Origin of the sequence: Azospirillum sp. RU38E, from assembly GCF_900188385.1 — a bacterium.
Taxonomy (GTDB): domain Bacteria; phylum Pseudomonadota; class Alphaproteobacteria; order Azospirillales; family Azospirillaceae; genus Niveispirillum.
In genome coordinates this window covers 32,593-59,427 of sequence record NZ_FZOI01000009.1, presented here as the reverse complement: position 1 = coordinate 59,427, position 26,835 = coordinate 32,593, and the positions used below count along the sequence as shown (strand labels likewise).

Here is a 26,835-nt window from a genome sequence, read left to right as displayed (position 1 = left end):
AAAAACGGGCGGCGTCATCTGGATCGCCGCCCGCCAATCCTTTCAAGCCGGGAGAAACAGGGCGGGAGACCCCAAAGCCTGAAAGGTAATGTGTCCGGGATTGGGGCCGCTTACCGCGCTACGATCGGATGGCGCAGGGTGCCGATGCCTTCCACCGTGGCGACAACAATATCGCCCGGCCACAGCCATTCCTGCGGGGAGCGGCCGGCCCCCACGCCCGCCGGCGTGCCGGTGGCGATGATGTCACCCGGTTCCAGGGTGATGCCCTTGCTGATATCGGCCACCAGCTCATCCACCTTGAACAGCATGAAGGCGGTGTTGCTGCGTTGCTTTTCCACGCCATTGACGGTCAGCCACAGGTCCAGATTCTGCGGATCGGGAATTTCATCGGCGGTGACAACCACCGGGCCCATGGGGCAATAGCTGTCCTGGCCCTTGGAATAGATCCACTGGCCGGCGCGGCGGCAATCGCGCGCGCTCATATCGATACAGACCGTATAGCCGAAGACATGGCGCAGCGCGTCGGCGCGGGAAACGCCCTTGGCGCGGGTGCCGATGATGGCCGCCAGTTCGACCTCCCAGTCCAACTGCTGGGTGATGGCCTTGTCATGCGTGATCGGCTCCCCCGGCCCGATCACGCTGGTCGGCGGCTTGGAGAAGATCACCGGCTGGCGCGGCAGGTCGGGGGAAGTGTCCAGCGACTTGGCGCTTTCAGCCACATGCTCGGTATAGTTCAAGCCGATGCCGAAGATGTTCTTGCGCGGGCGCGGGATGGGGGCGAGCAGCGTGACATTGGCCAGCGGCACGGCCGTGCCCAGCGGGAAAATCTCCCCGCATTCGGCAATCAGCCGGCTGGCAATGGCCACGGCCTGCGGCCCCAGATCGATGAATTCCAGCATGGTGGCGGGGAACGGCACACCCTTGGCGCTGCCGAAACGGGCCAGATCGATCACCAGATCGCCGGCCAGGGCGCCCAGGCGCGCCGCCGATTCCACATCAGCGCGGTAGGTTACGAGACGCATCGAACTTCCTTTGGGGTTTCTTTAGGGGTTGGGAGATGGGCGTGACGCCGCTTCAGTCTGCTTCTATCCCCTGTCTCCCCCGCGAAAGCGGGGGTCCAGGGGCCGATTGCACCCAGGCGATGGTTCTTGTGGCCCCTGGATCCCCGCTTTCGCGGGGAAGGCACCATGGAGGCCAAACCATGGTCGGAGCCCCTTTGTGCGTGTCGCAGGGATGACGCTATGACCGACTGATCTGGCTTTATCCGAGAAGTGGGTTGTTTACAGGTTGATGGCCGCCATTGTCGGCCAGGGCTTCTTCACGATAGAGGCCGAGGGCGCGCATCACCGGCAGGTCGTGGAAGCTGAACAGGCAGGCATCCTCTGTGGCCGAGGCGTTGGCATGTTCGTGATACATCCAGGCCGGCACGACGAAGATGTCGCGTTCCTGCCAGTCAAAACGCTGGCCATTGATCACCGACCAGCCCCGCCCCTTGGCGCACTGATAAACGAAACTGCCGGTCTGGCGGTGGGCCTTGGTGTGCTCCCCCGGACGCAGCATCTGCATGGTGGCGCCGATGGTCTGCATCACCGGCCCACCCGTGTTCGGGTTCACATAATCCATGATGATCCCGTCAAAGGGCGAGCCATCGGTGACCCGGGCATAGCGCTGCAGCGCCTCGTATGTCGGTGCCCATTCATATTTCAGCAGCGGCGAATAGGGCTTGGTCCAGTGCTGGCCCGCCGGACGCAGGCCGGACCCCGCCCACATGGCCAGGCTGTCATTGACCGGATAGGCGATGGCCTGCTGCAGGTCCGGATGCACCTCATAGAAATTGGCGTCCAGCGCGTTCATCAGCGGAATGTCCAGGCCGTCCTGCCAGATGCAGATCGACCCGTCCGCCGACACGCCATGTTCGTGCCACGTCCCGTTGGGCGTCAGCACGAAATCATTGGCGCCCAGGGTCATCTTGTGACCATCGACATTGGTGAAGGCCCCGCTGCCTTCCATGATGAAGCGCAGGGCGGATGCGCTGTGCCGGTGGCTGGAGGCGCATTCGCCCGGCTTCATCACCTGCAGGCCGGAATAAAGCCAGCCCACGGCGGCAACCACATCGGACCGGCCCTTGTTTTCCAGATAGATCACGCGCCGGCCCGCCTGTTCCGGCGTCACCAGATCCAGCGCCTTCAGCACATCCTCGCGCAGATCGCGGTATCGCCACAGCATCGGCACCGAGGATGAATGCGGCTGCCAGGGCTCGATCTTGTTGGCGACGGTCCAGAGCGCGCCTGTGCCCAAGGCGGATAGCCGCCGGTAATAGGCCACCAGTTCGGGTGTGTCGGCGACATTGGCGCGGCCGATGACATCCTCGCGATACTGGTCGTAGCTGGCCTGCGCCATGAAACCCTCCCGCGGAAATTATTATAGGCATAAAATATCTTGCCTCGGATGATGATGCAAGTATCTTGGGCGCAGATAATTGGCGCCGGTTTGGCGCCCCGGGTTTGAGAGGTTTCAAGGATGGCTCCACAATTTCGGGCCGCCGTCGTGCAGGCGGCGGCTTTGCCTCAGGACGCATTGGCCTCGGCCCGCAAGGCGGCCGCCCTGGTGCGCGAGGCGGCGGCCAATGGTGCCCGGCTGATCGTCTTCCCCGAAGCCTTTCTGGGCGGTTATCCCAAGGGGGCGTCGTTTGGTACCCCGGTCGGGATGCGCAAGCCGCAGGGGCGGGAGGATTACCGCCGCTATCACGCGGCGGCCATCGCCCTGGACGGGCCGGAGGTGGAACTGCTGGCCGAGGCGGTGCGGGAAACCGATGCCTTTGTCGTCATCGGCGTTATTGAGCGGGATGGCGGCACCGTCTATTGCACAGCTTTGTTCTTTGACGGGGCCAAGGGGCTGGTTGCCAAACATCGCAAGCTGATGCCGACCGGGGCGGAACGGCTGATCTGGGGCTTTGGCGATGGATCGACGTTGCCGGTGATCGAAACGGCGCTGGGCCGTATCGGGGCGGTGATCTGCTGGGAAAACTACATGCCCATGCTGCGCATGGCGATGTATGACCAGGGTATCACGCTTTATTGCGCCCCCACGGCCGATGATCGTGATAGCTGGGCCAGCACCATGCGGCATATCGCGCTGGAGGGGCGCTGCTTCGTGCTGTCCGCCTGCCAATACATCACGCGCGGGGCCTATCCGGCCGATTATGACTGCGCGCTGGGGGATGATCCGGCAACCGTGCTGCTGCGCGGTGGATCAATGATCGTGGCCCCGCTGGGGGCTGTGCTGGCCGGTCCCTTCTTTGACGGGGAAACCATCCTTTATGCCGATATCGACCCGGATGAGGGGGTGCGCGGCAAATATGATTTTGATGTCGTCGGCCATTACGCACGGCCGGACATCTTCACCCTGAATGTCAATGTGGCGCCCCAGCAGGCTGTGAAGCGCCAGGGAGCCAGGTAGGATCATGGATTTCGATTTTGCAGAAATGGTGGCAGCCGACCGGTACAAGCTGATGAGTGCGGCCATCACGCCGCGCCCAATTGCCTGGCTGACCACCTGTTCCAGCGACGGCATCCGCAATGCCGCCCCTTACAGCTTTTTCAACATGATGGGGTCGGAGCCGCCGCTGGTGGCCATCGGGCTGATGCGTCGCCCGGATGGCAGCTACAAGGACAGCGCCCGGAACATCCTGGATACGGGGGAGTTTGTGGTCAATCTGGTCGGGGAGGCGGACGCGGCGGCGATGAATTTCACCTGCATCGACGCCCCGCCGGATTTTGACGAGCTGGCGCAGGCCGGTATCGCCGTCACCCAATCCACCGCCATCACGCCGCCGCGCATCGCCTCGGCCCCGGTGGCCATGGAATGCCGGCTGTTTCAGTCGGTCGATGCCGGGCTGTCCACCGTGGTGCTGGGGCAGGTGCTGCATTTCCATATCCGCGATGAACTGGTCGATGCCCAGCGCCTGCATGTCGATACGCTGGCCATGGCGCTGGTGGCGCGGATGCATGGGGCCGGCTGGTACACGCGCTGCACCGACCTGTTCCAGCTCTCCCGGCCCAGTTACGCGGAGTGGGTGGATCGCGGGGTGTGACGTTGGAGGGGCGGGACGTTGGGCACAGAAGCGATGTCCAACGGCCCGCCTTAAAGCCCCTTAACCCGCCGCGTCCCAGGCCGGCAGCGGGGTCAGTACCAGATTACCGATGCGGCCATTGGCGGTCAGTGTGACGGACAGTTCCACCACACCCCCCTCATAGCGGGCGCGGTAGCGATAGCGCAGCTCGCCGCACTGGTCCTGCCGGTCGAACAGGGCCAGCTCCTGCAGGGGGCCGAGGGGGGAAAGCGTCTTGCCGTATTCCGCCATCAGTTCGCTGAAATCCAGCTTGGCATAATCGGTAAAGGCCGCATAGGCCACCTTGCCCGCCGCGATATCCGCCAGCAATTGCCGCACCCGCGCCGTCACCTTGGGATCGGCGTCGGATATCGGGGTGACGGGCGTGTCGGCCAAGCCGGGCTCCACCAGCCCGGCGACATGCCGCGCCAAGGTGGCCGCATCAGCCCTGTCGCTGTTGGCGAAGATGGCAACGGTCAGCTTGCGTTCCGGATAGCGCACCACATGGGTCTGGAAGCCCTGCCAACTGCCGGAATGCCACCAGGCCTGCTTTTCACCCTCCCCGCGCTGATACCAACCGAACCCATAGGGATGGGTACAGCCATTGGCCAGCCGGGCGGGGGCGGCGATCTGCGCCCAGGATTCCGCCGTCAGCACCCGGCGCCCGTCCATGCCCATGGCCCAGGCCGCATAATCCAGCGGGGAGAGATAAAGCGAGCCGTCAGCGGTGGAATTGGCCGTGGCCGAGATCCATTCCGCATTGTGCAACTGGCCCTCGCGCGTCTCATACCCTGCGGCACGGTGGGGGATCACGTCCAGGTCGCTGATGGCCCTGGCCGTGCGCATCCCCAGCGGGGTGAAGACGCGCTGGCGCAGGAAATCCGCGTAATAGAGCCCGCTGACCCGCTTCACCAGAAAGCCCAGCACGATATAATCGGCATAGGAGAAGCGCCAGCGGCTGCCGGCCGCAAAATTCAAATCCTGCTTGGCGATGATGCCCAGCAGCTCCGCCTCCGTATAATCGGCGCGGAAATCACCATTGGGCGTGGCGGGCAGGCCGGAACTATGGTTCAGCAACTGGCGGATGGTGATGGGCTGCCAGCTTTTGGGCACCTCTGGCAGATGGTGGCGGATAGAATCATCCAGCCGCAGCTTGCCATCTTCCACCAGCAGCATGACGGCCACCGCCGTCAGCTGCATCCCGACAGCGCCGGTCTTGAACAGCGTGTCCGGATGCACCGGCACCTGATGTTCCAGATTGGCCAGCCCATAGCCCTGGGCGCGCAGCAACTGCCCGTCGCGCACAATGGTCAGGCCAAGGCCGGGATTGGCATCGCGGGCCAGGGCGGCGGCGATATAATCGTCCACCGGTTCCGCTGCCGCTATGGAAGCCGCCAGCCCGGTCAGCAGGAGGGCGGCCAGGAGATGTCTGAGCTTTTTCATAAGGGCCATTTCTGGCAGCCATCCCCCGTTCGGCACAATTGCCGAACCGGTCAATCCTTTGGCGAAACTGGCCGTTCCGGCGGGGCGGGTACGGCACCAGGGCCGGTCAGCGCCTTCGACCTGTCCCAGATGCCCTGGATTTGCAGGTCGCGGCGCAGCACCAGCGTGGCCCCCAGATTGGCCGTTCCCATGGTGCGCACCTTATAAAGGGCTTCAAAACCATGTGATGGCTGGTCGGCCTGCAAGGCGCTGGCCGTGGCCAGCCGCGCCGGGTCGCTGGCCAGTTCCGCCATTTCCAGCAGGCCGGGATCGCGGATGCCGGCAATCACCATGATGCGGTTATCGGCAGGGCCGGGCAGGCTGGCAATATAGCCATAATCCATGCGCGGGATGCGTTCTTCCGTCAGCACCACCCCGTCGGACTGGTAATGTGTCCCTGTGGCCTTGTCCATCAGGTCGGTCAAGCCATCATCCAGCGCAAAGCCGGAAACCTGGAACAGCGGGTCGCGCAGCAGAACATTCAACCCGCTCAGCAGCCCGACATAGACCACGTCGGAGGATTTGAAGATGTCGGGTGTCAGTTGGGAAGCGGCGATCAGCCGGACCGATCGCGCCCGCCCGCCTTCCAGATTGCGCAGGGTATTGTTGATCTTCTCGAGCGCCTGCAGGGTGCCGGAGGAGATATATTGTTCACGCGCACCGGTGATACGTTCGCCAGCGGTGGGATTATGCATCAGATAGATGTCCAGATCCTCCCGCACCAGCACGGAACGTTCCCAGACAAGGCGCGGGGGCGCACCGGCGGGTGGCTTCTCCGCCCCGTTCTGCCCGAACAGGAAATAGTCACCCATCACGATGGTGATCGGCCGGTCGCTGCTGGCCAGCGGCTGCCAGAGGCTGGCAGCCGGGGTGTCGGCCGCCAGGGGCCCCTGGCTGGTCAGCATGAAGAACAGCAAAGCGCAAAGACCCAGCAGGCCGATGGCGGCCAGCGCCAGCCGACCGGCCTGCGGCGGATACCGGGGCGGGGCGGCGGCGGGGGCTGGTTCGGCCGCTGCCGGTTCCGCCATTGCTGCCGGGGCGGGGGTTGCTGCCGCGACACCGATCAGGCTGATGCTGTACTCGCCCACCGGGATCATCAGCCGGGGGCCGGGCTGATCCCGATAGGTTTCTTCCAGCATCTTGCGCAGGCGGTGGACATAGACCCGGACGGTGGAATCCTTGGGTGCGTCCAGCGGCTCCCCGCTGGCAAAGACCGCGTTGGCGATTTCCAGTTCCGTCGGCGGGCGCGATTCAAGCGTCCGTTCCAGCAGGAAATCAAACAGGCGCAGCAGCTTGTCTGACCGTTTGCCGCCCAGCTCCTCCCGCAGGGTCTGGGCGGCCTGGCGCAACAGCTCCTCCCGTGAAGCGTCCCCATCCCCCTCGCTCTCGGCCCTGCTGGCGGCCGCTTGGGCCGGTGGGATGTTCGGGGGGGACCATGGCTTCATGCGGTGAACCTTCAGCATCGCGCGACCAATAGGAATGACTGTAGCCGATCGTGCGGTGACAACACCATTGTGAAGCATCGCCCGCCCGACTGTCGCTGTCACAGGGCCTGGAAATCCAGCCCCAATTGCCGAAACGTCCCGGTGAACGGGGTCTGTAACGGTTTCGGAACTGTAATTAACTCCCCCGGAACGGGGCAAATGTTACGCTAAGTCAACCATTCTGCATACTCTGGTGGTATCTGGCGACAAGCCGGCCGCCCCTGATGACCGGCGGCGGCCGGCAGGGGGTGGGGTGTCCCTGACGGGATGCGATACCGCCCGGCCCGCGGGTAAATCGGGCCGGCAGCAGATCATCCGGCCGGATGTCCGGCGCGCAAGGCGGGGGCGGATGGGCAACATGAACAAGGAGTTGATTGATGAGACTGAGCAAGAAATCGGTATCGGCGATCGTCGGCGTGAGCCTTGTCGCCGGCCTGGTTGTGGCACCGGCCTTGGCTCACCATTCGTTCGCAATGTTCGATCAGACGAAGGTGGATCAGCTGCAAAAGGCCACCGTCAGTGAATTCCGCTTCGCCAACCCGCATTCCTTTGTCGTGGTCAGCGTCGATGGCCCCACGGGCAAGACCAAATATGCCCTGGAATGCAGCAGCGTGAATATGATGGTGGCCGGCGGCTGGGAGGCAACGACCATCAAGGCCGGTGACACGGTGGATATTGATTATTATCCCCTGCGCGATGGCCGCCCCGGCGGGATGCTGAAAACCATCAAGGTTCCCGATGGCCGTACACTGAGCGGCTGGTGAGGAGCGCCCCCGCACTGGGGCACCGATAATAAGCACAAAAGGCTGGGAGGCCTGTAATGCGGGCAGTGAAATCGATGATGCTCGCCGTCGCCCTGGTGGCGATGGGCGTGGGTGCCGACGTGCGCGCGGCGAAGCCGGCGGCGGAACCGGATATCACCGGTGTCTGGCAGATCTATCCCGACCCGTTTGCGGGGGAGGAAAACACCTTCCTGGAACTGCCGGTGCCGGGTGGGGGGCCAAAGCTGAAGGAACCCTATGCCAGCCAGTGGAAGGCGCAGCGCGCCAAGCGCGATGCCATGCTGAAGGCGGGCACCCCGCTGGTTGATCCCAGCACCCTATGTATGCCCGAAGGGATGCCCATGCTGATGGGTGCGATCTTCCCGCTGGAATTCTTGCAGACCAAGGGCCGCCTGACGGTGCTGGGGGAATATCTGGCCCAGGTCCGGCGCGTCTATCTGAACGAGCCGATGCCGCCGGCCAACAAGCTGATCCCCTCCTATTACGGTATGTCGGTCGGCCATTGGGAAAAGGACACGCTGATCATTACCACCCGCGGGGTGAAGGAAGATGTGCAGTTTTTCGAAATTCCGCACAGCAATGAGATGGTGATTACGGAACGCATCCGCCTGACCGGGCCGGACCTGATCGAAAATCAGATCACCATCGAAGATCCCAAGATGCTGGAGGAGCCGTACCGCTTCACCTACGGCTATAAGCGCGATCACAATTACCGCATCATGGAATATTATTGTGAGCGTGAAGACCCGCTGTTCAAGGTCACCCCTGACGGCAAGGTGGAAATGAAGTCGCTGGACGAAATCAAGTGACCGGGTGCGGGCCGCCCGGCTTGGCGGCCCGCCATCGCCCAGATGAACAGAGGCATCATGCCGCACAGACGCACTTTCCTGAAACAGGTGCTGGCGGCCGCGGCCGTGCCGGCGCTTGGCCCTCCCGCTGTTCTGGCCGCCCCGCGACGCGTTGACATTCTCTCGGCTACGCGGCGGGAGGAGACGATCCTGCGCTCCCCCAGCCTGGGCGACGGTTACCATATGACCTGGACCCGGCAGGGACCGCAGGTGGTGGGCGTCAATGACGGTTCCGGCTGGGCCGATCCGCCCACCGCCTTTTATAATACACGCCTGTGGACCATCAGCGGTGCGCCGGATAAGGCGCGCTTTGCGGAGGTGGCAACCTATCCCGTCATCAACCGGTCGACCCGACCGGAGGGGGCGACCGTCTATTATGGGTCCGGCCTGCTGGCCGCGGGCGGGCGCCTCTATCAGTTCATCAGCACACTGGATAGGGCAGAGGATCGGCCGCGCCACTGGACGGGGGCGAAGTTGGTCTTCTCCGACGATGGCGGCCGGACTTGGCGCAACCGCGACGGTTCCACCCCCGTGATCTGGGAGGATTGGGCGGAGCAGACGCGCGGCCGCTTCAGCTTTTTCCAGGAACCGGACGGGTGCTTCTCCCTGTTGTCCATCTTGCAGATGGGCCGGGATTATGCGGCCAACCGCGATGGCTATATCTATGTCTACAGCCCCAACGGCAATACCGATGGGACGATGAATGAACTGGTGATGTTCCGCGTGCCCATCGCGCGGCTGCTGGACCGCGACGCCTATGAATTCTTTGCCGGTCACCGGGCCGATGGTGGGGCCAATTGGCGCCGGGATATCGCCGCGCGGGTGCCCGTGCATGTCTTCCCGCGCGGCTGGGTCAATTACACCAACCTGTTCCCCGGCGATCTGGTGCTGGAATCCTGGCTGCCCAGCGTTGTCTATAATGAGGCGCTGGGCCTTTACATGATGGCCGCCGCCGGCATCGGCGTGGCCCCTGACGGGACGGAGTTCGGCAAGCCCAGCTATCTGGGCCTGTGGGTGGCGGACACGCCCTGGGGCCCCTGGCGGCAAATCCATGAAGAGACGGCGTGGAAGCCGGCTGGCGATGCGGCGGCCCGGGCCTATGGCCCCCGCATCGCGCCGGGCTGGGTGGCGGCGGATGGCAAATCCTTCTGGCTGGTCTGGTCGGATCTGGACGGCATCCGCGCCTTTGCCACCGATCAGGCGCAACTGGCGGCGGCGCTGGAGAAGGTAACCGATCCCTTGTCCCGTACCCGGATTGAGGCGGATTTCCTGCGCCGTTACACGCCGCGTTTTGCCTTCAACGCCCAGCGCGTCGATCTGGTCACAGGCTGATCTGTTTCGCATCACCCTGGTGACAGGGATTGTAATTTGCTTTAAGCTTAAAATATCTATTTGCACACAATATCCACGGATGGCGGACATGGCTGAACGTTCCTTTGCCAAGGAAGTGGAACATCTGCGCCTGGGGGACGGGGAGGTCTTTCGGGGCGAGGCGATCCTGGCGATCACCAAGGGCCTGTTGCAGGCCGGCGTTTCCTATGTGGGCGGCTATCAGGGCTCGCCCATTTCGCACCTGATGGATGTGCTGGCCGATGCCAAGGACATTCTGGGTGAGTTGGGGGTGAATTTCCAAAGTTCCGCCAATGAGGCGACGGCGGCGGCGATGCTGTCGGCCAGCGTCATGTATCCGCTGCGCGGGGCGGTGGCCTGGAAATCCACGGTGGGCACCAATGTTGCCTCCGACGCGCTGGCCAATCTGGCCTCCGGCGGGGTGACCGGCGGCACGCTGGTCATCATCGGGGAGGATTATGGCGAAGGTTCCTCCATCATGCAGGAACGCACCCATGCCTTTGCGATGAAGTCGCAGATGTGGCTGCTGGACCCGCGCCCGGACCATACCTGTATCGTCGATCTGATTGCCAAGGGCTTTGAGCTGTCGGAGGCATCGAACACGCCGGTGATGCTGGAGGTGCGGGTGCGCACCTGCCACATGCATGGGCATTTCGTCGCCAAGGATAATGTCCGCCCGGCCTTCAGCCTGGATGATGCGCTGAACACGCCCAAGCGCGATCTGGGCCGTATTGTGCTGCCGCCCGCCGCCTATGAACATGAACAGGAAAAGATCGCCCGGCGGCTGCCGGCCGCCATCGATTTCGTCCGCCGTAACAAGCTGAATGAATGGTTCGGGCCGGCAGACGGCTGCGTCGGCATCATCCTGCAGGGCGGCATGTACAATAATGTCATCCGCGCGCTGCAATATCTTGGCCTGTCGGATGCCTATGGCAATACGCAGGTGCCGCTTTACGTGATGAACGTCACCTATCCACTGATCGACAGCGAGGTGGCGGAATTCGTCCAGGGCAAGGATGCCGTGCTGATCGTGGAGGAAGGCCAGCCCGATTATCTGGAACAGGCGCTGAATACCGTGCTGCGGCGGCGCGACATCCAGACCCCGCTGCATGGCAAGGACGTGCTGCCCATGGCGGGCGATTACACGATCCAGGCCATCATGAACGGGGTGCAGGCCTTCCTGGATAAGCGCGCGCCGCAACTGCTGGGCAACCGGCCGCCGGTGCCCGATGCCAGGCCGGTTCTGGCCGATCCCAAGGTGGTGCATTTGAAATCGGTGGTGCCGCCCCGGCCGCCGGGCCTGTGCACCGGCTGCCCGGAACGCCCGATCTTCGCCGCCATGAAGCTGGTGCAGCAGGAATTGGGGGAGCATCACGTGTCGGCCGATATTGGCTGTCACCTGTTCTCCATCCTGCCGCCCTTCAATATCGGCACCACCACCATGGGCTTTGGCCTGGGCGCTGCCTCTTCCGCCGCCTTCAGCCAGAGCGGGGGCAAACGCTCCATCGCCGTGATGGGGGATGGCGGCTTCTGGCATAATGGGTTGACCAGCGGCATCGGCAATGCCGTGTTCAACAAGCATGATGGCGTCTTCCTGATCGTCGATAATTTCTATTCCTCGGCGACCGGCGGGCAGGACATCCTGTCATCCCGCGCGCCCAACAAGAACCGCAAGACCAACAATCCCATTTCCAAGGCGGTGGCCGGTGTCGGCGCCACCTGGGTGCGGGAGGTGGACCGGACCTATGATGTGGGCCGGATGCGGGCGGTGTTGAAAGAGGCGCTGACGACGAAGGAGGAAGGGCCAAAGATCATCATCGCCTCTTCCGAATGCATGTTGAACCGCCAGCGGCGGGAAAAGCCCCTGGTCGCCAAGGCGATCAAGGGCGGCCAGCGGGTGGTCAAGGAACGGTTCGGCGTGGATGAGGATGTCTGCACCGGTGACCATGCCTGTATCCGGTTGTCCGGCTGCCCGTCCTTGTCGGTGAAGCAACTGGACGATCCGCTGCGCGACGATCCGGTGGCCGCCATCGACAATTCCTGTGTCGCCTGCGGCAATTGCGGGGAAGTGTCGGAGGCGGCGGCCCTCTGCCCCTCCTTCTACCGGGCTGAGGTTGTTCATAACCCGACCGGCTGGGACCGGTTCAAAGCCAAGCTGTCGATGGCGCTGATCGGCTTTCTGCAACAGCGGCGCGACCGCCGCCGTATTGTGGCGGAGGCAGCCTGATGCGCAACGAGACACTCAGGTTGCCCCTTGCCGCTGCCGGTGCAGCGACGGAGCGGCCGATCACCATCGCCATCGTGGCCATGGGCGGGCAGGGCGGCGGCGTGCTGTCCGGCTGGATTGTGCAATTGGCGGAAGATGCCGGCTGGGTTGCCCAGTCAACCTCCGTTCCCGGTGTGGCCCAGCGCACCGGGGCGACGATCTATTATGTGGAGATGATGCCGCCGGCCAATGGCCAGCGCCCGATCCTGGCCCAGATGCCCACGCCGGGTGACGTGGATATCGTGCTGGCGTCGGAATTCATGGAAGCCGGGCGGTCGATCCTGCGCGGCATCGTCACGCCCGACCGCACGACGCTAATCGCCTCCAACCATCGGTCGCTGGCGATATCGGAGAAAAGCGCGCCGGGTGAAGGCATTGCCGACAGCGGTGCCGTGGTGGAAGCCATTGGCGTAACGGCCCGCCAGCAGATCATCTTCAATATGGATGAACTGGCGGTCCGCAATGGCAGCGTAATTTCGTCCGCCCTGTTCGGTGCCTTGAGCGGATCGGGCGCCTTGCCCTTCAGCCGGGAGGATTATCACGCCGTCATCAAGCGCGATGGCAAGGGCGTGACCGCCAGCCTGAAGACCTTTGATGCCGCCTTTGACCGGGTGGTCAACCCGCCCCCGCCGCCGGTGGTGCTGGAGAATGCGCCGGCCAAACAGGCGGCCCCGGCTGCCGCCGATCCCCGCTTCGCTGGGCTGCTGACCAGCCTGCGCGAGACGCTGCCGGAACCGGCCTGGGCAATGGCGGAAGCAGGCCTGCGCAAGGTGGTGGATTACCAGGATGAACGTTACGGCCGGGAATATCTGGAGATTCTGGGCCATGTCCAGTCGATTGACCGGCTGGCCGGCGGGGAGGCGCATCACTATGCCTTCACCGAGAATGCCGCCAAATATCTGGCGAATGCCATGACCTATGATGACGTGATCCGCGTGGCCGACCTGAAGACGCGGGCCACCCGTCGGGCCCGCATCGCGCGGGAGGTTGGCGCCGGGCCGCAGCATATCCTGGGCACCACCGAATTCATGCATCCCCGCATGGAGGAAATTGCCGGCATGTTGCCGGCGGGCTTCGCCCGCTGGCTGAAAAGCCGGCAGGGGCTTTATGGCTGGCTGGACCGCAAGGTCAATAAGGGGCGGCGGGTGCGCACCTATTCGCCTGGCTGGTTCCTGGTTCTTTATGTGCTGGGGGGGATGCAGTGGCTGCGGCGGGGATCGCTGCGCCATGCGGAGGAAGTGGCCCACCGGGAGGAATGGTTGCGCTGTGCCTATGATCTGGTCGGCAGCAATTATGAGCTGGGGGTGGAGGTGCTGAAATGCCGCCGGCTGATCAAGGGCTATTCCGATACCCATGCGCGCGGCCTGTCGAAATTCGACAAGGTACTGGCCGAAATCCGCCGTATCGCGCCCCGCTTTGATGCGGCGGTCTGGGCACGGCGTCTGCGGGAAACCGCGATCAAGGATGGGGAGGGCGGCGATCTGGACGGCCTGATCCGCACCTTGCACACGTTGGATTGAGCCGAGATGCGCTGCTCTCGCCACCGGGCAAACCCCTCGAACTGGCAGGTGAAGATGGGTGCGGTCACACAAAACTGGCGTCGGGCGGGGCTGGCCATCCTGTTTTTGCTGGTCGGCGGGGCCGCTGCGGCACTGGCGGAGGTACCGCCGCTGCCGACGATCCTGCCAGTTCCGCCCAGCGACCAGCCGCCGCTGTCTTCGGCGCTGCGGGAAACCAATCCAGGGACGGAGTATCTGGACCTTGCAAGTGTTGGCTATACGGAGGCTGAATATTATCTCTCCGGCACCGCCCCCGCCATCACGGCACAGGGGGCGGTGTTGTTCCAGGCCCCCTATATCACCCGTATCCTGGTGCGCCGGCCCACCGACCCGGCAAAGTTCAACGGCACCGTTGTCATGGAACCCTTCACCTGGATCGGGGAACGGGGGGCCGGCTGGATATTGACGCGGGATTATCTGGTGCGGCGGGGCTATGCCTGGGTTGGCTATACGCTGAACATCAACAAGCCGGCTGCCGATCCCAAGACAACGACCGACCCGGCCTGGACGCCCGATCCGGAGCCGCAGAACCTGAATTTCGATTTCATGCGCCGGTTCGATTATGCGCGCTATGCCCCGCTGGGCAGCTATTATGACCCGGCGCGGTTCCGGCGGGGCGATCATGCCGATCCGTTTGTACCGCAATCGCAGGGGATCGGGGCGCAACTGGCCCTGGCGCTGAAATCCAACCTGACTGACGGCCCCCTGACCGGGTTGAAGGTGCAGCGGGTTTACGTGAACAGTTGGGCCGTCACGGCGCAGGTCTGGATGGATTATCTGGACCAGGGCCGGCACCAGCAATGGCGCCTGCCCGATGGCGGCCCCCTGATCGACGCCTATATGACCGGCCGCATGTCCTTTGGCGAGGTGGGGGGCGATGCCATCCGTATCCCCCGGCAGATGCCGGACACGGCCCCGTTTGTCACCATCTATAGCCAGTCGGAGGCGATGCATGACGCGCTGGAAGGCATCGCCCTGCCGCCCGACAGCGATACGCCCCGGCTACGCTATTACGAGGTGACGGGCATGTCCCACCTGCGTCTGGCTGATCTGGGTACGCAGGAGGTGGAGGATATGCCGGCGGATGTGGGCAAGGAAAATGACCCGAACTGCCGGCATTTCTACGATGAACCGGCGGAGATGGTGGTATCGGCCCTGTTCGACGCCATGGATCATTGGGTGCGCACGGGCCAGCCCATGCCGAAGGCGCCGCGCCTGACGCGGGCCGGGGCTGGCATTGCCCGCGATGCGCGCACCGGGAACATGGTGGGCGGCGTGCGGCCGCCCTGGGTCACTGTGCCGGCCGCCGCCTATCTGACCGATCAAGAAACCGGCTGCGGCCTGGTGTTCGACACCAAGCGCCCCTATGCGCGGGACAAGCTGAAGGCGCTTTATGGCGACTTCGCCAGCTATAAACGCCGGTTTCAGGCTGCGACAGAAGCGGCCGTCCGCCAGGGCTTTTTGCTGCCCGAGGATACAGCACGGCTGCAGCCGGTCGCCAGCCCTGCCGATTTCCAGGCGGGAGAGCGACCGTGAGCGCGATTGATCTTGGATTTATTTTAAGCATAAAATATCCTATCTCAGGAATGAATGCCCCAATTCTGCATCGGTGGCCGCCTTGCCGGCCGCTGTGACGATCTGCGCGAGGATGTGGTGAGCAGCGAAACAGTCTTTTCCCGGTTTGTCTCAACGGCCAGTGCCTATCCAGGGCACCCGTTCCTGAATGTTCTGCCCGAAACGGCGGTGCTCTATGGCATCGCTGCGGGGGAAATCACCTATGCCCAGATGCTGGACCGGGTGCAGGCGCGGCAGGCGGCCTTGCGTGCCGCCGGTGTCGGCACGGGCACGCGCATCGGTCTGCTGCTGGAAAACCGGCCTGATTTTATTGAAATCTGGTTTGCTGCCAATGGTCTGGGCGCCTCTGTTGTGCCGATCAATCCCGATCTGCGTCGCAGCGAGCTGGAATATCTGATCGGCCATTCGGAAATGGCGGCCGCCTTCATCCTGCCCCACCGGCTGGAAGAGGTGGCGGCCGCCGCGCGCAGTGCCGGCAGCGCCCTGATGGCGGTGACGCCACAGGACAGGCTACCGGCACTGGCTGGCGGCAAGGGGGAGGCAACACCGCCCGACCGCGATACGGAAGCAGCACTGCTCTATACCTCCGGCACCACGGGCGCGCCGAAGGGCTGTGTGCTGACCAATGAATATTTCCTGCATTCCGGCGATTGGTACCGCGATGTCGGCGGGCTGATTTCCTTGCAGCCGGGGCAGGAGCGGATGCTGACGCCACTGCCGGTCTTCCATATGAACGCCATGGCGGTGTCGGTGCTGGCCATGGTCACCCTGGGCGGCTGTCTGACCGTTCTGGATCGCTTCCATCCCGGCACATGGTGGGATGCGGTGCGGCAGAGCCGGGCCACCTGCCTGCATTATCTGGGGGTCATGCCCTCCATCCTGATGAAGGCCCCGCCAGCGGATGCCGACCGCGCCCATAGCGTTCGGTTTGGGTTTGGGGCTGGGGTGCCGCGTGAACTGCATGGCCCGTTTGAGGAGCGCTTTGGCTTCCCGCTGATCGAAGCCTGGGCCATGACGGAGACGGGCAGCGGCGGCGTCATCTGCGCCAGCCGGGAGCCGCGCAAGATCGGCAGCCATTGCTTTGGCCGCCCGACAGAGGCGGTGGAAATCCGCCTTGTCGATGATCAGGACAACGAGGTTGGCACGGATGTGCCGGGTGAATTGCTGGTGCGCCGCGCCGGGGCCAACCCGCGCTATGGCTTCTTCAAGGAATATCTGAAGAACCCGGAGGCCACGGCGGAGGCCTGGGCCGGCGGCTGGTTCCATACCGGGGACATTGTGTCCCGCGATGCGGATGGTGACCTTCACTTCGTTGATCGCAAGAAGAATGTCATCCGCCGCTCCGGCGAGAATATCGCAGCGGTGGAGGTGGAATCCATCCTGGCCCGCCATCCGCTGATCAAGCAGGCCGCCGTCGCCGCCACGCCCGACGCCCTGCGCGGGGACGAGGTGGCGGCGCTGATCGTGCTGCAGGGCGCGGGGGAGGGTGATCAGACTGTGGCGGAAGAAATCGCCCGCTGGGGCCTGGGCCAGATGGCCTATTACAAGGTGCCGGGCTGGATCGCCTTTGTCCGCGACCTGCCCAAGACGCCGACGGAAAAAATACTGCGCGCCGCCCTGAAAACCCTGGTCGCTGAAAAGATGGCGGCGGGGCAGTTCCTGGATACCCGCGCCTTGAAGAAGCGACAGGCATGACACGCACCCGCATTTCCTATGACGGGGTGGTTCTCTGCGCACCGGTGACGGTGCCCTATGAACGCTATTCCAGCCAGACGGCCCATTGGTGGGCAGGTCGGGCCTTGCGGGCGCTGACCGGGGCGACGGGGTTCGGCCCTGGTGACATTGACGGTTTCTGCTTTGCCAGCTTTTCCGCCGCGCCCGACACGGCCGTCGGTATGGTGCAGCATCTGGGCCTGTCGCCGCGCTGGCTGGACCATCTGCCCACCGGCGGGGCCAGCGGTGTGATGGCGCTGCGGCGGGCCGCCAGGGCGGTGCAATGTGGCGATGCCGATATTGTCGCCTGCGTTGCCGCCGATACCAACCATCTGGACAGTTTCCGCCAGACCTTGGCCGGCTTCTCCCGCTTTTCGCAGGATGCCGTCTATCCCTATGGTTTTGGCGGGCCGAATGCCACCTTCGCCCTGATCACCGATGCCTATATGCGCACCTATGGCATCGGGCGGGAGCATTTTGGCAAGCTGTGCGTTGCCCAGCGGCGCAATGCCCTGTTCAACCCGCTGGCCCTGATGCGCACGGAACTGACGCTGGACGATTATCTCCGCGCGCGGCCGATTTCCGATCCGGTGCATCTGTTCGACTGCGTGATGCCCTGCGCCGGGGCAGAGGCCTTCATCGTCACCACGCCGGAAATCGCGGCGGCGCGCGGACTGAAGACCGCGCGCATCCTGGCCACCATCGAACGGCACAATGCCTTTCCCGACGATCCGGTGCAGTTGCGCGGTGGCTGGGCTATGGATGTGGATGATCTCTGGTCCATGGCCGGGATCGGCCCGGAACAGGTGCATATGCTGCAGGCCTATGATGATTATCCGGTGATCGTCGCCATGCAGTTGGAGGATCTGGGCTTCTGCCCCAAGGGGCAGGCGGCCGATTTCATCGCCCGCACCGGGTTTGAAATCGACGGCGACCTGCCGCTGAACACCAATGGCGGCCAACTATCGGCCGGTCAGGCCGGGGCCGCCGGCGGCTTTCAGAATGTGACCGAGGGGTTGCGGCAGGTGCTGCACCAACCTTTGGGCGCCCAGGTGCCGGATGCCAGAACCGCTGCGCTGTCCGGCTTTGGGCTGGTGAATTATGACCGTGGCGTCTGCACCGCCGCCGCCGTGATCGAGGCCTGCCGATGAGCCAGCATCCCCCCCGCGACAAGCGTGATCCCCTGGCCCGGCGCAAGGATCGCCACGTTCCGCCGGGCCTGCGCAGTTCCGCGATGCACGCCATGTCCGCCCGCGCGGCGGCCGGGTGCTTTGTGCTGCAGGCCTGCCAGGATTGTGGTGCTGTGACCTACCCGCCGCGCGATGCCTGCCCCCGGTGCTGGGGCGAACTGCTCTGGCAGGATCAGGCGCGCGGCGCGCTGGTGCTGTGTGAGACCACGATCCGCGCCACCACCGACCTTTATTTCCGCGATCATCTGCCCTGGCGTATGGGCAAGCTGGCGCTGGATGCCGGCCCCACGGCGCTGGCCCATCTGCACGCCGACCTGAAGCCGGGTGACCGGGCGGACATGCATCTGATGCTGGACAAGGGCGGGAACGCGGCCCTGTTCGCCCTGCCGGCCGGGGGGAGGCCCGATATGGATGACCATCAATGGCGTGAATTCACCGTGCCGGTGAAGGACCGGATCGTTCTGGTCAGTGACGCGCGCAGCGCCATTGGCCGGGCCGTGGTGAAGGCGCTGCATTCGGCGGGTGCCGGCCTGATCTTCGCCGGCATGGCCCCGCCATCCCGTGCGGCCGACCTGACGGACGAACTGTCGGGCCTGGACCGGGTGCAGACGCTGCCGTTCGACATCACCGACAGTTCGCTGGTGGCAGAGGGCATCAGCAAAATTGCCGGGCCGCTGGATATCGTCATCAACACCGCGCGTTTCGTGCGCGGCGGCCGCAATCTGGTGGACCAGAAGCGGATGATGGATATCGCCGTTTTGGGCTTTATGCGCCTGTCGGCGGCCTGTGCGCCGCTGCTGGCCGGGCGGCCCGCCGGGGCCTTTGTCGATCTTGTCTCCATCCAGGCCCTGGCGGGGGAAGCCGGTTTTGCCGGCTATGCCGCTGCCGAAGCCGCCCGCCTGTCGCTGCTGCACAGCTTCCGGCATGACATGCGGGCCCAGGGGGTGCGCGTGCTGTCCATCTTCAGCGGCCCCAGCGATGACGAGGATCATCAATCTGTTCCGCCGCCCAAGGTGGCGCCATCCCGGCTGGCGCGCGAGGTTGTCGAGGCGCTGCACATGGGACGGGAAACAACCTGCGTCGGCGAGGTCGCCAGTGACGCGATGGAACGCTGGCTGGCCGATCCGGCCCTTTTTGTACGGGAGAAGAACCTGTGACCGCCCTGGACCCCACCCTGGCCGGCCTGATTGCCGGCATCGCCACGCAGCGCATCCGCACCGTGGACCTGACCAATATCCTGTCGCCGGATTTCCCGGTCATCGTACTGCCGGCGGAATTCGGCCAGTGCGAGCCGTTCCGGATGGAGACCGTGTCCCGCTATGACGGCAACGGCCCGGCCTGGTACTGGAACAATATCTCCATGAATGAACATACCGGGACGCATTTCGACGCGCCGGCCCATTGGATCACCGGCCGCGACGTGCCCAACGGCACCGTGGATGCGGTCAGCCCGGCGGATTTCATCCATCCGGCCGTCGTCATCGATATCAGCAATGAGGCCGCAGCGGACGAGGATTTCATCGTCACCCGCGCCTTTCTGGAGGCGTGGGAGGCGAGCCACGGCCCGATCCCGCCGCGCCATTGGATCTTGCTGCGCAGCGACTGGTCAAAGCGGGTGGGCACACTGTCTTACCTGAACCTGAAGGATGATGGCGCCCATTCGCCGGGGCCGGATGCCGGCGCCATGCGCTTCCTGGTTCTGGAGCGCGACTGCGTGGGGCTGGGGGTGGAAACGGTGGGCACCGATGCCGGACAGGCCGCCCATTTCAACGAACCGCTGCCGGCCCATTCCATCCTGCACGGGAATGGCCGGTTCGGCCTGCAATGCCTGACCAACCTGGACCAGTTGCCGGCCTTCGGGTCGGTGATCGTGGCCATGCCGTTGAAAATAAGGGGCGGATCGGGCAGCCCGCTGCGGGTGATGGCGCTGGTGGCTGGCCACTGAAATGCGCATAGGACGGGGGTTACAGTACCGTTACGGCGGCGGTGAGCGCTTCTTTCTCCCCCGATAGGCCCCTTGGAAGCCGCCCGCTGTACCCCGTAGCAAACCGTTTCAACCTGTCGGGCGGGGTCAGACGTCCGGTATCCATAAAACGTCGTCGGGCAGCGTGCGCCAGTGGAGGGGCAGCTGCCAGCCCCCGCGATCCGGCGCTGCTGGCCGACGACCCATAAGGGGAGAGCTTCACAGATGTCCATTCAAACATTCAGCCAATGGCTCTATGCCACGCCACTTGCTGTGGCGTTCCGGGAGATGGTCTGGTTTATCCCGACGGTGCAGACCATTCATATCCTGGCCATCGCCATTCTGGTCGGGGCGGCCCTGGTTTCCAACCTGCGGCTGGCGGGTATCATCGCCACCGACGAGACGCCGGCGGCGGTGGTGCGCCGCTATCTGCCCTGGATGGGGCCGGCCCTGATCGTGCTGCTGTCAACCGGCACCCTGCTGGTGATTGCCGAGCCGGGGCGCACACTGGGCAACACGGTATTCTGGGTCAAGATGGTGCTGGTTCTGTCCGGCTTTGCCCTGACGCGGGGCTTTCAGAAGCCGGTATTGGCACTGCAGCCGGTGGGGGCCGCACCCGTGGCCCTGGCGAAGCCAGCCGCCTGGCTGTCCCTGGTTGTCTGGGGCGCGGTGATCTTCTGCGGACGCTTCATCGCCTATACCTGACGATCCGCCGCACCAAGACTTTTCAACATAATCCAGAAAGAGCGGGGGGCTGACATGTCCTTGCAGAACATGCTGCTGGCACTTTATGAATCTGATTTTTCCCTGTGGATTCGCCAGAATCCGCCGGTTTTCCCAACCCTTGAATCCTTCCATGTGATTGCCATCGCGCTGGTGTTCGGCACCATCCTGATTGTTGATCTGCGCTTGATCGGCTTTACCGCGCATCGGCGCAGCATCGACAAGCTGATCACCGAATTGCTGCCCTTCACCTGGGGTGCCTTTGCGCTGGCTGTGGTGACCGGGCTGCTGATGTTCGTGGCCAATGCCCCGGCCTATATGAACAATGCCCAATTCCTGTGGAAGATGGTGGTGATCGCGGCGGCGGGCATCAATATGATGATCTTCCATGCCACGATTTATCGCCGCATCGCCGATTGGGATGTGACGATCCCGCCACCCAACGCCGCCCGCACCGCCGGCGTGCTGTCCATCACCTTGTGGCTGACCGTAATCTATCTCGGCCGCTGGATCGGCTTCACGCTGGAGACGTTCTTCTGAGAGTCAGCTCATGAAGCTCTCATGTTTTCCAGCCAATTAACCGTCATTCCCGCGCAGGCGGGAATCCATACGACAGCGCGGATTTTGGATTCCCGCCTGCGCGGGAATGACGGTGGAGAGGTGGCAAGGTTTCGGAAAACACAGTAAATTTCCCAGAGAAACTCTGCGTAATTACTTCTCCTGGTCTTTTCATGCAATAAAGGCCCTGGTGATCAAAACCGATCACCAGGGCCTTATCGTTGGCAATCACGCCGCCGGCAACAGCCCGGCATTCATACGGGCGCGCATTTCCACCGGCCAGGGGATGGCGCGGCGGGTTTGCAGGTCCATGCAGACCAGGACGACATTGGCGCGCAATCTCACCCGGTCATCGCCGCTGAACACAATATGCAGATGGCAACTGGTGCGGCCGATATCGCGCGTCGAAATGGCGATGGTCAGCAGATCGCCCAGCTCGCTGGGGGAGAGGAATTCCGTTTCCAGCTTTACCGTGGGCACGCCGATATGGCGGTCAATATGCAGGCTTTTGAAATCATGGCCCAGCGCCTGGGCGCACCAATCCTCCACGGCGGCATTCAGCATTTCAAAATAGCGCGGGTAGAAGACAATCCCGGCCGGGTCCACCTGGGAGAAGCGGACCTGGGTGGTGGTTTCAAAGGGCATGTCATGTTCCTTTGGACAGCAGCGCCCGAAGCTCCGTCAAAAGCTCCAGCAGGACTTCCATCCGTTCAGGGGGAAAATCGCGGAATGTCTCCGCAATCCATTGATGGTGGGCTTCGGCCAAGGTTACGAAATGGGCCCGGCCGGCCTTGGTCAGGGAGACGATGGCCGACCGGGCATCCCGCGGGTCGGTCACCGATTGCAGCAGGCCCTGGGCCTGAAGCTGCCGCACGATGGAAGTGACATTGCCGTTGGAGACCAGCAGCGCGCGCGACAGCGCGCTCATGCTCAGCCCCTCCGGCGCACGGTAGAGTGCGGCCATCACATCGAAGCGGGGCAGGGTGGTGTCAAACTGCTCCTCAAAATTGCGACGCAGCCGCTTTTCCCCCACCTTGGCGCAGGTGAGCAGGCGGATCCACATCCGCAGCTCCATCGAACCTGCACCTACCGGCGGGCGTTCATCAAACATCTCGGTTTCGGCTGTCATGCGTATTCTTGTTGGTTACTGGTGGCGTGGGGAAGGTTCGGCATGGACCAGCATCCGGTGCCAGCCCAAGCGCCAGGAACCAGACAGGTTGATCCGTCCGGCCTCTCCCCGGTGGATAGTTTATGTTTAAAGCAAATTGGCAAAATAGCCAAGCGGCTTGCTGCCGGTCAACCCGGCAGCGACGCCAAAAAAGCCCCTTTCGACGATGCTTTTTCTCGTCAGCGGATCGACCGGACCAGCAGGCTGTTCCGGCTCAGCGCCAGATCGCCGGTGGCCTTGATCTCAAACAGCGCTTCATAATTGCCATGGATGCCGGCTTCGGCTTCCAGGCTGCGCAATTGTTCGGGATTGCCGACCAGGGCCGCCATGTTGCGCACCGCCGTGTCGCCAATGCCGGCAACGATGAAGATGCGCTGGCCCAGCGGCGTCACCAGGCTGGCAATATAGCCATAATCGACCTGCCCGCCGGGCTGGCCGGGGTCAATCGTGGCGACGAACCGCTTGCCGGACGGAAGGTCCGTCAGGACATTATAGGCCTCCCCCGGCTGGATACCGGATATCTGCGCCAGCAGCGGGGCCACACGGCCCAGGTTGGCGAAACGCCCGACATAGATGATGTTCGCATTGTCCAGCATCTCTGCCCCCAGTTTGGAGGCGGGGATCAGCGGCACATGGCCGCTGCTGTTGGCGCGGAAACGCCCAATGGCGTTTTGCACATCCCAGGCGGCCACCGTCGTGCCGACCGGTGCAAAATTCAGGTCCAGATCATACAGCCGGTAGAATGCCTCTGGATGGGTTTGCAGATAGCTGCCCAGATTTTCCCGCGACCGGATGCCCGGTTCCAGCACCATGCGCTGGATATCGCGCTGATCCTCCGTTTCGCCGATCAGAAATGTGTCGCCGACAACCACATGGGCCGGGCCGGTGCCCAAGGGCTGCCAGAAGGCGGTGGCCCGCAATTTATGGCCCAGCGGTTCCACCCGCACGCTGGACCAGAGCAGCCAGAGCCCGAAGCTGCCGGATATCAGCACCAGCAGGATGGCGAGCAGGCTGGCAAAGGAAAGGGTCGCGGCCCTCTGCGGGACCGGGGGTGGTGCCGGTTCTTCGGTGGGCTGTTCAAACGGCACCGCCTCGGCCGGTGTCACCAGGATGATCCGGTATTCGCCCTTGGGGATTTCCAGTTTCGCGCCGGTCTTCCCGGCATAGAAATCGCCCAACCGCTTGCGCAGCCGGTGCACATAGACCCGCACCCCGGAATCCAGCGACGCGGCCGTATCACCCGCCCCGTCGCGGCCGAACACGGCCAGCGCGATTTCAATTTCCTTCGGGGCGCGTTCGTCCTGGGATCGCTCCACCAGAAAGTTGAAAAGTTGCAACAACGTGGCCGAGCGTGCGTTTGTCAACTCGGCCCGGACCTTGATCACCTCTTCCGCGAAGCTGTCCGCCGACGCGGACACCTCGTCTGACTGCGGGGGATTCATGCCTTCCTGCTCCGTCTATTCTTCATTCGGCTTTTTTTTGTCCGGCCGCCCCAAGGGGCTGTGCTGTCCGCAGCAGGTTTTTGACGCTGCGGCTGCCCTCTGAAAAAGCAGAGGCGGCGGGCCGAATACCCTTGTCTCCCAACCTAGCAGGAAGGGTTGTATTTGTTCAGAAAATGTTTGGCATACGTAACGAATGGTCGAAAAATTCTGCTGCCCGTCCGGGGCATCCGCTTATCGTGAATTGCGGGAATAGCGGCCGGGCGGCATCCCGGTCCAATCCTTGAAGGCGCGGGAAAAGGTGGCGGTGTCGGAATAACCCAACTGTTCGGCCGCCACTGACAGCGGCAGGTCGGGGCTGCCCAGGATCAGCCGGGCCCGCTCCTGCCGCGCCTCCTGCAACAGCAGCCGGAAGGAGGTTCCTTCCTCCATCAGGCGCCGGCGCAGGGACCGTTCGGAGAGTTTCAGCTCCGCCGCCGCGGCGGCGCAATCGACATGGGTACGGCCCAGCCGGCGGCTGATGATATCCTTGGTCAAGGCGGCCAGCCCTTCCGCCGGTTTGCTGTCCGGCCCCATCAGGTCCAGCAGATGCCATTCCAGGATGCTCTTCAGCTTCTGGTCTTCCGATGGAATGGCGCTGGCGAAGGGCCGGTCGAGATCCTCATTGCGGATGGTCAGCCCGTTGGCCACCTGGCTGCCGCTCACCGGGGCACGGAAGAAGCGGGCCAACGTCTCCTCCCGTCCGGTGATGGCATGTTCGAACTGCACCGATACCGGCGCCCAGCGGGCGGAACTGAGCTGGCGGACCAGATGCGCATAGCCGGAAATGGCAAATTCGGCATCCTGGCGCCGGGGCCAGATATCGGCATCCTCAATCCGATAGCTGTAGGTGGTGCAATCGGGGCCGATATGGCTGTCGAACAGGGTGCGGCTTTGCAGGCGCGACTGGAAGGTAGCCAGATAATCCAGTGCGCCCCGCACCGTCCCCGATGCCCGCAACAGCGCATAAAACGGCCCCAGATCGGCCAGCCCGAAGGACAGGCCCATTTCCAGCCCCAGATCAGGCCGATCCAGCTTGGCGGCCGCATGTTCCAGCAGCGCCACATAGCGGTGCAGCGGCACCCGCTCATAGGGCGTATCAAGTTGGGACAGGAAAAACCCATGTTCGCGCAACAGCGGATCAATCCGCCCATCCATATCGGACAGCACATTCAGCAGGGCAGTGAGAAACAGTGCCCTGATGGTTGGCGGGTTGCTGGTGGCGCTGCTTTCCTGATCCGATGGCGCTCGGCTTTTCGGCATTCGACGCAAGACCTTTCCTGACCGATTCTGCAAAGCAGTGGTCCCGACCTGCAATTTACACACAACCATGCGCGGACGAAACTGCTGTTCGTCCGCACAGGATTGTTGCCCCCCGTGCCTGCGCGCCGTCGGCGCGCGCCGGGCCGCCGCTGCACCCATGTTCCCTATCAGGTTGGACCCATGAGCACCCTGCCCAAGATCGATTTCATCTACCTTTCCGAGCCGGACATGATCCGGGCCGGCGTGACCGATATGGCGGCCTGCGTCGACACGATGGAGGAGATGTTCCGCCTGCTGCACGCCGGTGATTACCGCATGGCGGGGCCGGACAGCAATTCCCACGGCGCCATCGTGATCTTCCCGGAAGAATCACCCTTTCCCAACATGCCCAAGCAGACGGCCGACCGGCGTTTCATGGCCATGCCGGCCTATCTGGGCGGGAATTTCCACACGGCGGGCATGAAATGGTACGGCTCCAACATTGAAAACCGTACCAAGGGCCTGCCGCGGTCCATCTTGATGTTCATCCTGAATGACGCGGATACGGGGGCGCCGCTGGCGCTGATGTCGGCCAACCTGCTGTCGGCCTATCGCACCGGCGCAGTACCGGGGGTGGGGGCGCGGCATCTGGCGCGCAAGGACAGCCGGGTTGTCGGCATTCTGGGGCCGGGCGTGATGGCCCGGACCTCACTCGCTGCCTTCATGGCCGTCTGCCCTGGCATCGACACGGTGAAGCTGAAGGGGCGGGGACAGCAGAATGTCGATGCCTTCCGCGACTGGATGGCCCAGACTTATCCGCAAATCACCAACGTGCAGGTGGTGGAGACGGATGAACAGGTGGTGCGCGATTGCGATATCGTCACGTTCTGCGCTTCCGTCGCCACCGGTGACCCGTCGATCTATCCGACGGTGAAGCGGGAATGGGTGCGGCCTGGCACCTTTCTGGCCATGCCGGCCCCTTGCAACATCGATGCGGGCATGGAAGCGCCGGAAATCCGCAAGGTGTTGGATTTCACGGGCATTTACGAAACCTATCAGGCCGAACATCCCAAGCCGGTGCACAAGATCATTCCGGCCGTGGGTGTGCGCTTCTTCGATCTGGTCGATGAAGGCCGGATCGACCGCAACCAGTTGGAAGATCTGGGCCGCATCGCGGCCGGCGATGCACCGGGCCGCCGCAATGATGATGAAATCATCATCCTGTCGGTCGGCGGCATGGCGGTGGAAGACGTTGCCTGGGGCACGCAGGTCTATCGCAACGCCCTGGCCAACAATATCGGCGTGAAGCTGAACCTGTGGGACGTGCCCGCCCTGCGCTGAGG

23 protein-coding genes are annotated in these 26,835 nt (G+C 63.7%); 15 read left to right on the top strand and 8 right to left on the bottom strand.

From position 1 onward, the window contains the following. Positions 1–110: 110 nt before the first annotated feature. Together CHB97_RS15605 and CHB97_RS15600 are read right to left on the bottom strand one after the other, a co-directional pair. The gene (locus tag CHB97_RS15605) at positions 111–1,022 is read right to left on the bottom strand and encodes a fumarylacetoacetate hydrolase family protein (RefSeq protein ID WP_089288916.1); all 912 of its coding nucleotides are present in this window, start codon (positions 1,020–1,022) and stop codon (positions 111–113) included. A gap of 238 nt (positions 1,023–1,260) precedes the next feature. Then, a complete protein-coding gene (locus CHB97_RS15600; RefSeq protein ID WP_089288915.1) occupies positions 1,261–2,400 on the bottom strand; it encodes a cupin domain-containing protein in 1,140 nt (379 codons plus the stop codon). 120 nt (positions 2,401–2,520) lie between these two features. Between CHB97_RS15600 and CHB97_RS15595 the strand changes: the two genes are divergently transcribed. Together CHB97_RS15595 and CHB97_RS15590 are read left to right on the top strand one after the other, a co-directional pair. After that, positions 2,521–3,459, top strand: coding sequence for a carbon-nitrogen hydrolase family protein (locus tag CHB97_RS15595; protein WP_089288914.1), 939 nt, complete (start codon positions 2,521–2,523; stop codon positions 3,457–3,459). A gap of 4 nt (positions 3,460–3,463) precedes the next feature. Next, a complete protein-coding gene (locus tag CHB97_RS15590) occupies positions 3,464–4,093 on the top strand; it encodes a flavin reductase family protein (RefSeq protein ID WP_089288913.1) in 630 nt (209 codons plus the stop codon). Positions 4,094–4,153: 60 nt separating this feature from the next. On the opposite strand, the gene CHB97_RS15585 is transcribed toward CHB97_RS15590, so the two are convergent. Together CHB97_RS15585 and CHB97_RS15580 are read right to left on the bottom strand one after the other, a co-directional pair. Beyond that, positions 4,154–5,554 (bottom strand): serine hydrolase, encoded by a 1,401-nt coding sequence (locus tag CHB97_RS15585; protein WP_089288912.1) that lies wholly within the window; start codon positions 5,552–5,554, stop codon positions 4,154–4,156. A gap of 50 nt (positions 5,555–5,604) precedes the next feature. Further along, entirely contained in the window at positions 5,605–7,038 is a 1,434-nt protein-coding gene (locus CHB97_RS15580; RefSeq protein ID WP_089288911.1) for a hypothetical protein, read from the bottom strand. Between the two features lie 416 nt (positions 7,039–7,454). Here CHB97_RS15580 and CHB97_RS15575 point away from each other — a divergent pair, with 416 nt between their 5' ends. The 12 genes from CHB97_RS15575 (at position 7,455) to CHB97_RS15520 (ending at position 21,586) form a co-directional block, all read left to right on the top strand. Beyond that, positions 7,455–7,841: a DUF6152 family protein gene (locus CHB97_RS15575; RefSeq protein WP_089288910.1), complete on the top strand. Its 387-nt coding sequence runs from the start codon at positions 7,455–7,457 to the stop codon at positions 7,839–7,841. A 56-nt stretch (positions 7,842–7,897) separates the two neighbouring features. Beyond that, complete coding sequence (locus CHB97_RS15570; RefSeq protein ID WP_089288909.1) at positions 7,898–8,668, top strand: hypothetical protein; 771 nt, start codon at positions 7,898–7,900, stop codon at positions 8,666–8,668. Positions 8,669–8,725: 57 nt separating this feature from the next. Further along, positions 8,726–10,039, top strand: a complete 1,314-nt coding sequence (locus CHB97_RS15565) for a DUF4185 domain-containing protein (RefSeq protein ID WP_244559565.1) — start codon at positions 8,726–8,728, stop codon at positions 10,037–10,039. Positions 10,040–10,127: 88 nt separating this feature from the next. Then, positions 10,128–12,284 carry an indolepyruvate ferredoxin oxidoreductase subunit alpha gene (locus CHB97_RS15560; RefSeq protein WP_089288908.1) on the top strand — a complete coding sequence of 719 codons (2,157 nt, stop codon included), beginning with the start codon at positions 10,128–10,130 and terminating at the stop codon, positions 12,282–12,284. Then, positions 12,284–13,843, top strand: coding sequence for an indolepyruvate oxidoreductase subunit beta family protein (locus CHB97_RS15555; protein ID WP_089288907.1), 1,560 nt, complete (start codon positions 12,284–12,286; stop codon positions 13,841–13,843). The genes CHB97_RS15560 and CHB97_RS15555 overlap by 1 nt, the downstream gene beginning before the upstream one ends. Before the next feature lie 54 nt (positions 13,844–13,897). Continuing rightward, entirely contained in the window at positions 13,898–15,418 is a 1,521-nt protein-coding gene (locus CHB97_RS15550) for an alpha/beta hydrolase domain-containing protein (RefSeq protein ID WP_200819970.1), read from the top strand. Between the two features lie 54 nt (positions 15,419–15,472). Further along, a complete protein-coding gene (locus CHB97_RS15545; protein ID WP_089288906.1) occupies positions 15,473–17,152 on the top strand; it encodes an AMP-binding protein in 1,680 nt (559 codons plus the stop codon). After that, complete coding sequence (locus CHB97_RS15540) at positions 17,149–18,321, top strand: thiolase family protein (protein WP_089288905.1); 1,173 nt, start codon at positions 17,149–17,151, stop codon at positions 18,319–18,321. The genes CHB97_RS15545 and CHB97_RS15540 overlap by 4 nt, the downstream gene beginning before the upstream one ends. After that, the gene (locus CHB97_RS15535; RefSeq protein WP_089288904.1) at positions 18,318–19,517 is read left to right on the top strand and encodes an SDR family NAD(P)-dependent oxidoreductase; all 1,200 of its coding nucleotides are present in this window, start codon (positions 18,318–18,320) and stop codon (positions 19,515–19,517) included. Before CHB97_RS15540 ends, CHB97_RS15535 begins: the two co-directional genes overlap by 4 nt. After that, entirely contained in the window at positions 19,514–20,305 is a 792-nt protein-coding gene (locus tag CHB97_RS15530) for a cyclase family protein (RefSeq protein ID WP_089288903.1), read from the top strand. Before CHB97_RS15535 ends, CHB97_RS15530 begins: the two co-directional genes overlap by 4 nt. 243 nt (positions 20,306–20,548) lie before the next feature. Next, positions 20,549–21,028, top strand: a complete 480-nt coding sequence (locus CHB97_RS15525; protein ID WP_089288902.1) for a DUF6644 family protein — start codon at positions 20,549–20,551, stop codon at positions 21,026–21,028. A gap of 54 nt (positions 21,029–21,082) precedes the next feature. After that, positions 21,083–21,586, top strand: coding sequence for a DUF6644 family protein (locus CHB97_RS15520; protein ID WP_089288901.1), 504 nt, complete (start codon positions 21,083–21,085; stop codon positions 21,584–21,586). A gap of 246 nt (positions 21,587–21,832) precedes the next feature. On the opposite strand, the gene CHB97_RS15515 is transcribed toward CHB97_RS15520, so the two are convergent. The 4 genes from CHB97_RS15515 to CHB97_RS15500 form a co-directional block, all read right to left on the bottom strand. Then, on the bottom strand, positions 21,833–22,249 hold the full coding sequence (locus tag CHB97_RS15515) for a thioesterase family protein (protein WP_089288900.1): 417 nt from the start codon (positions 22,247–22,249) through the stop codon (positions 21,833–21,835). A 1-nt stretch (position 22,250) separates the two neighbouring features. Then, complete coding sequence (locus tag CHB97_RS15510; RefSeq protein WP_244559564.1) at positions 22,251–22,733, bottom strand: MarR family winged helix-turn-helix transcriptional regulator; 483 nt, start codon at positions 22,731–22,733, stop codon at positions 22,251–22,253. A gap of 218 nt (positions 22,734–22,951) precedes the next feature. Beyond that, positions 22,952–24,214, bottom strand: coding sequence for a hypothetical protein (locus CHB97_RS15505; RefSeq protein ID WP_089288899.1), 1,263 nt, complete (start codon positions 24,212–24,214; stop codon positions 22,952–22,954). 231 nt (positions 24,215–24,445) lie between these two features. After that, complete coding sequence (locus CHB97_RS15500; RefSeq protein WP_089288898.1) at positions 24,446–25,513, bottom strand: AraC family transcriptional regulator; 1,068 nt, start codon at positions 25,511–25,513, stop codon at positions 24,446–24,448. A 180-nt stretch (positions 25,514–25,693) separates the two neighbouring features. On the opposite strand from CHB97_RS15500, the gene CHB97_RS15495 reads away from it, so the two are divergent. After that, positions 25,694–26,833, top strand: coding sequence for a tyramine oxidase subunit B (locus CHB97_RS15495; RefSeq protein ID WP_089288897.1), 1,140 nt, complete (start codon positions 25,694–25,696; stop codon positions 26,831–26,833). The last annotated feature ends 2 nt before the right edge of the window (positions 26,834–26,835 follow it).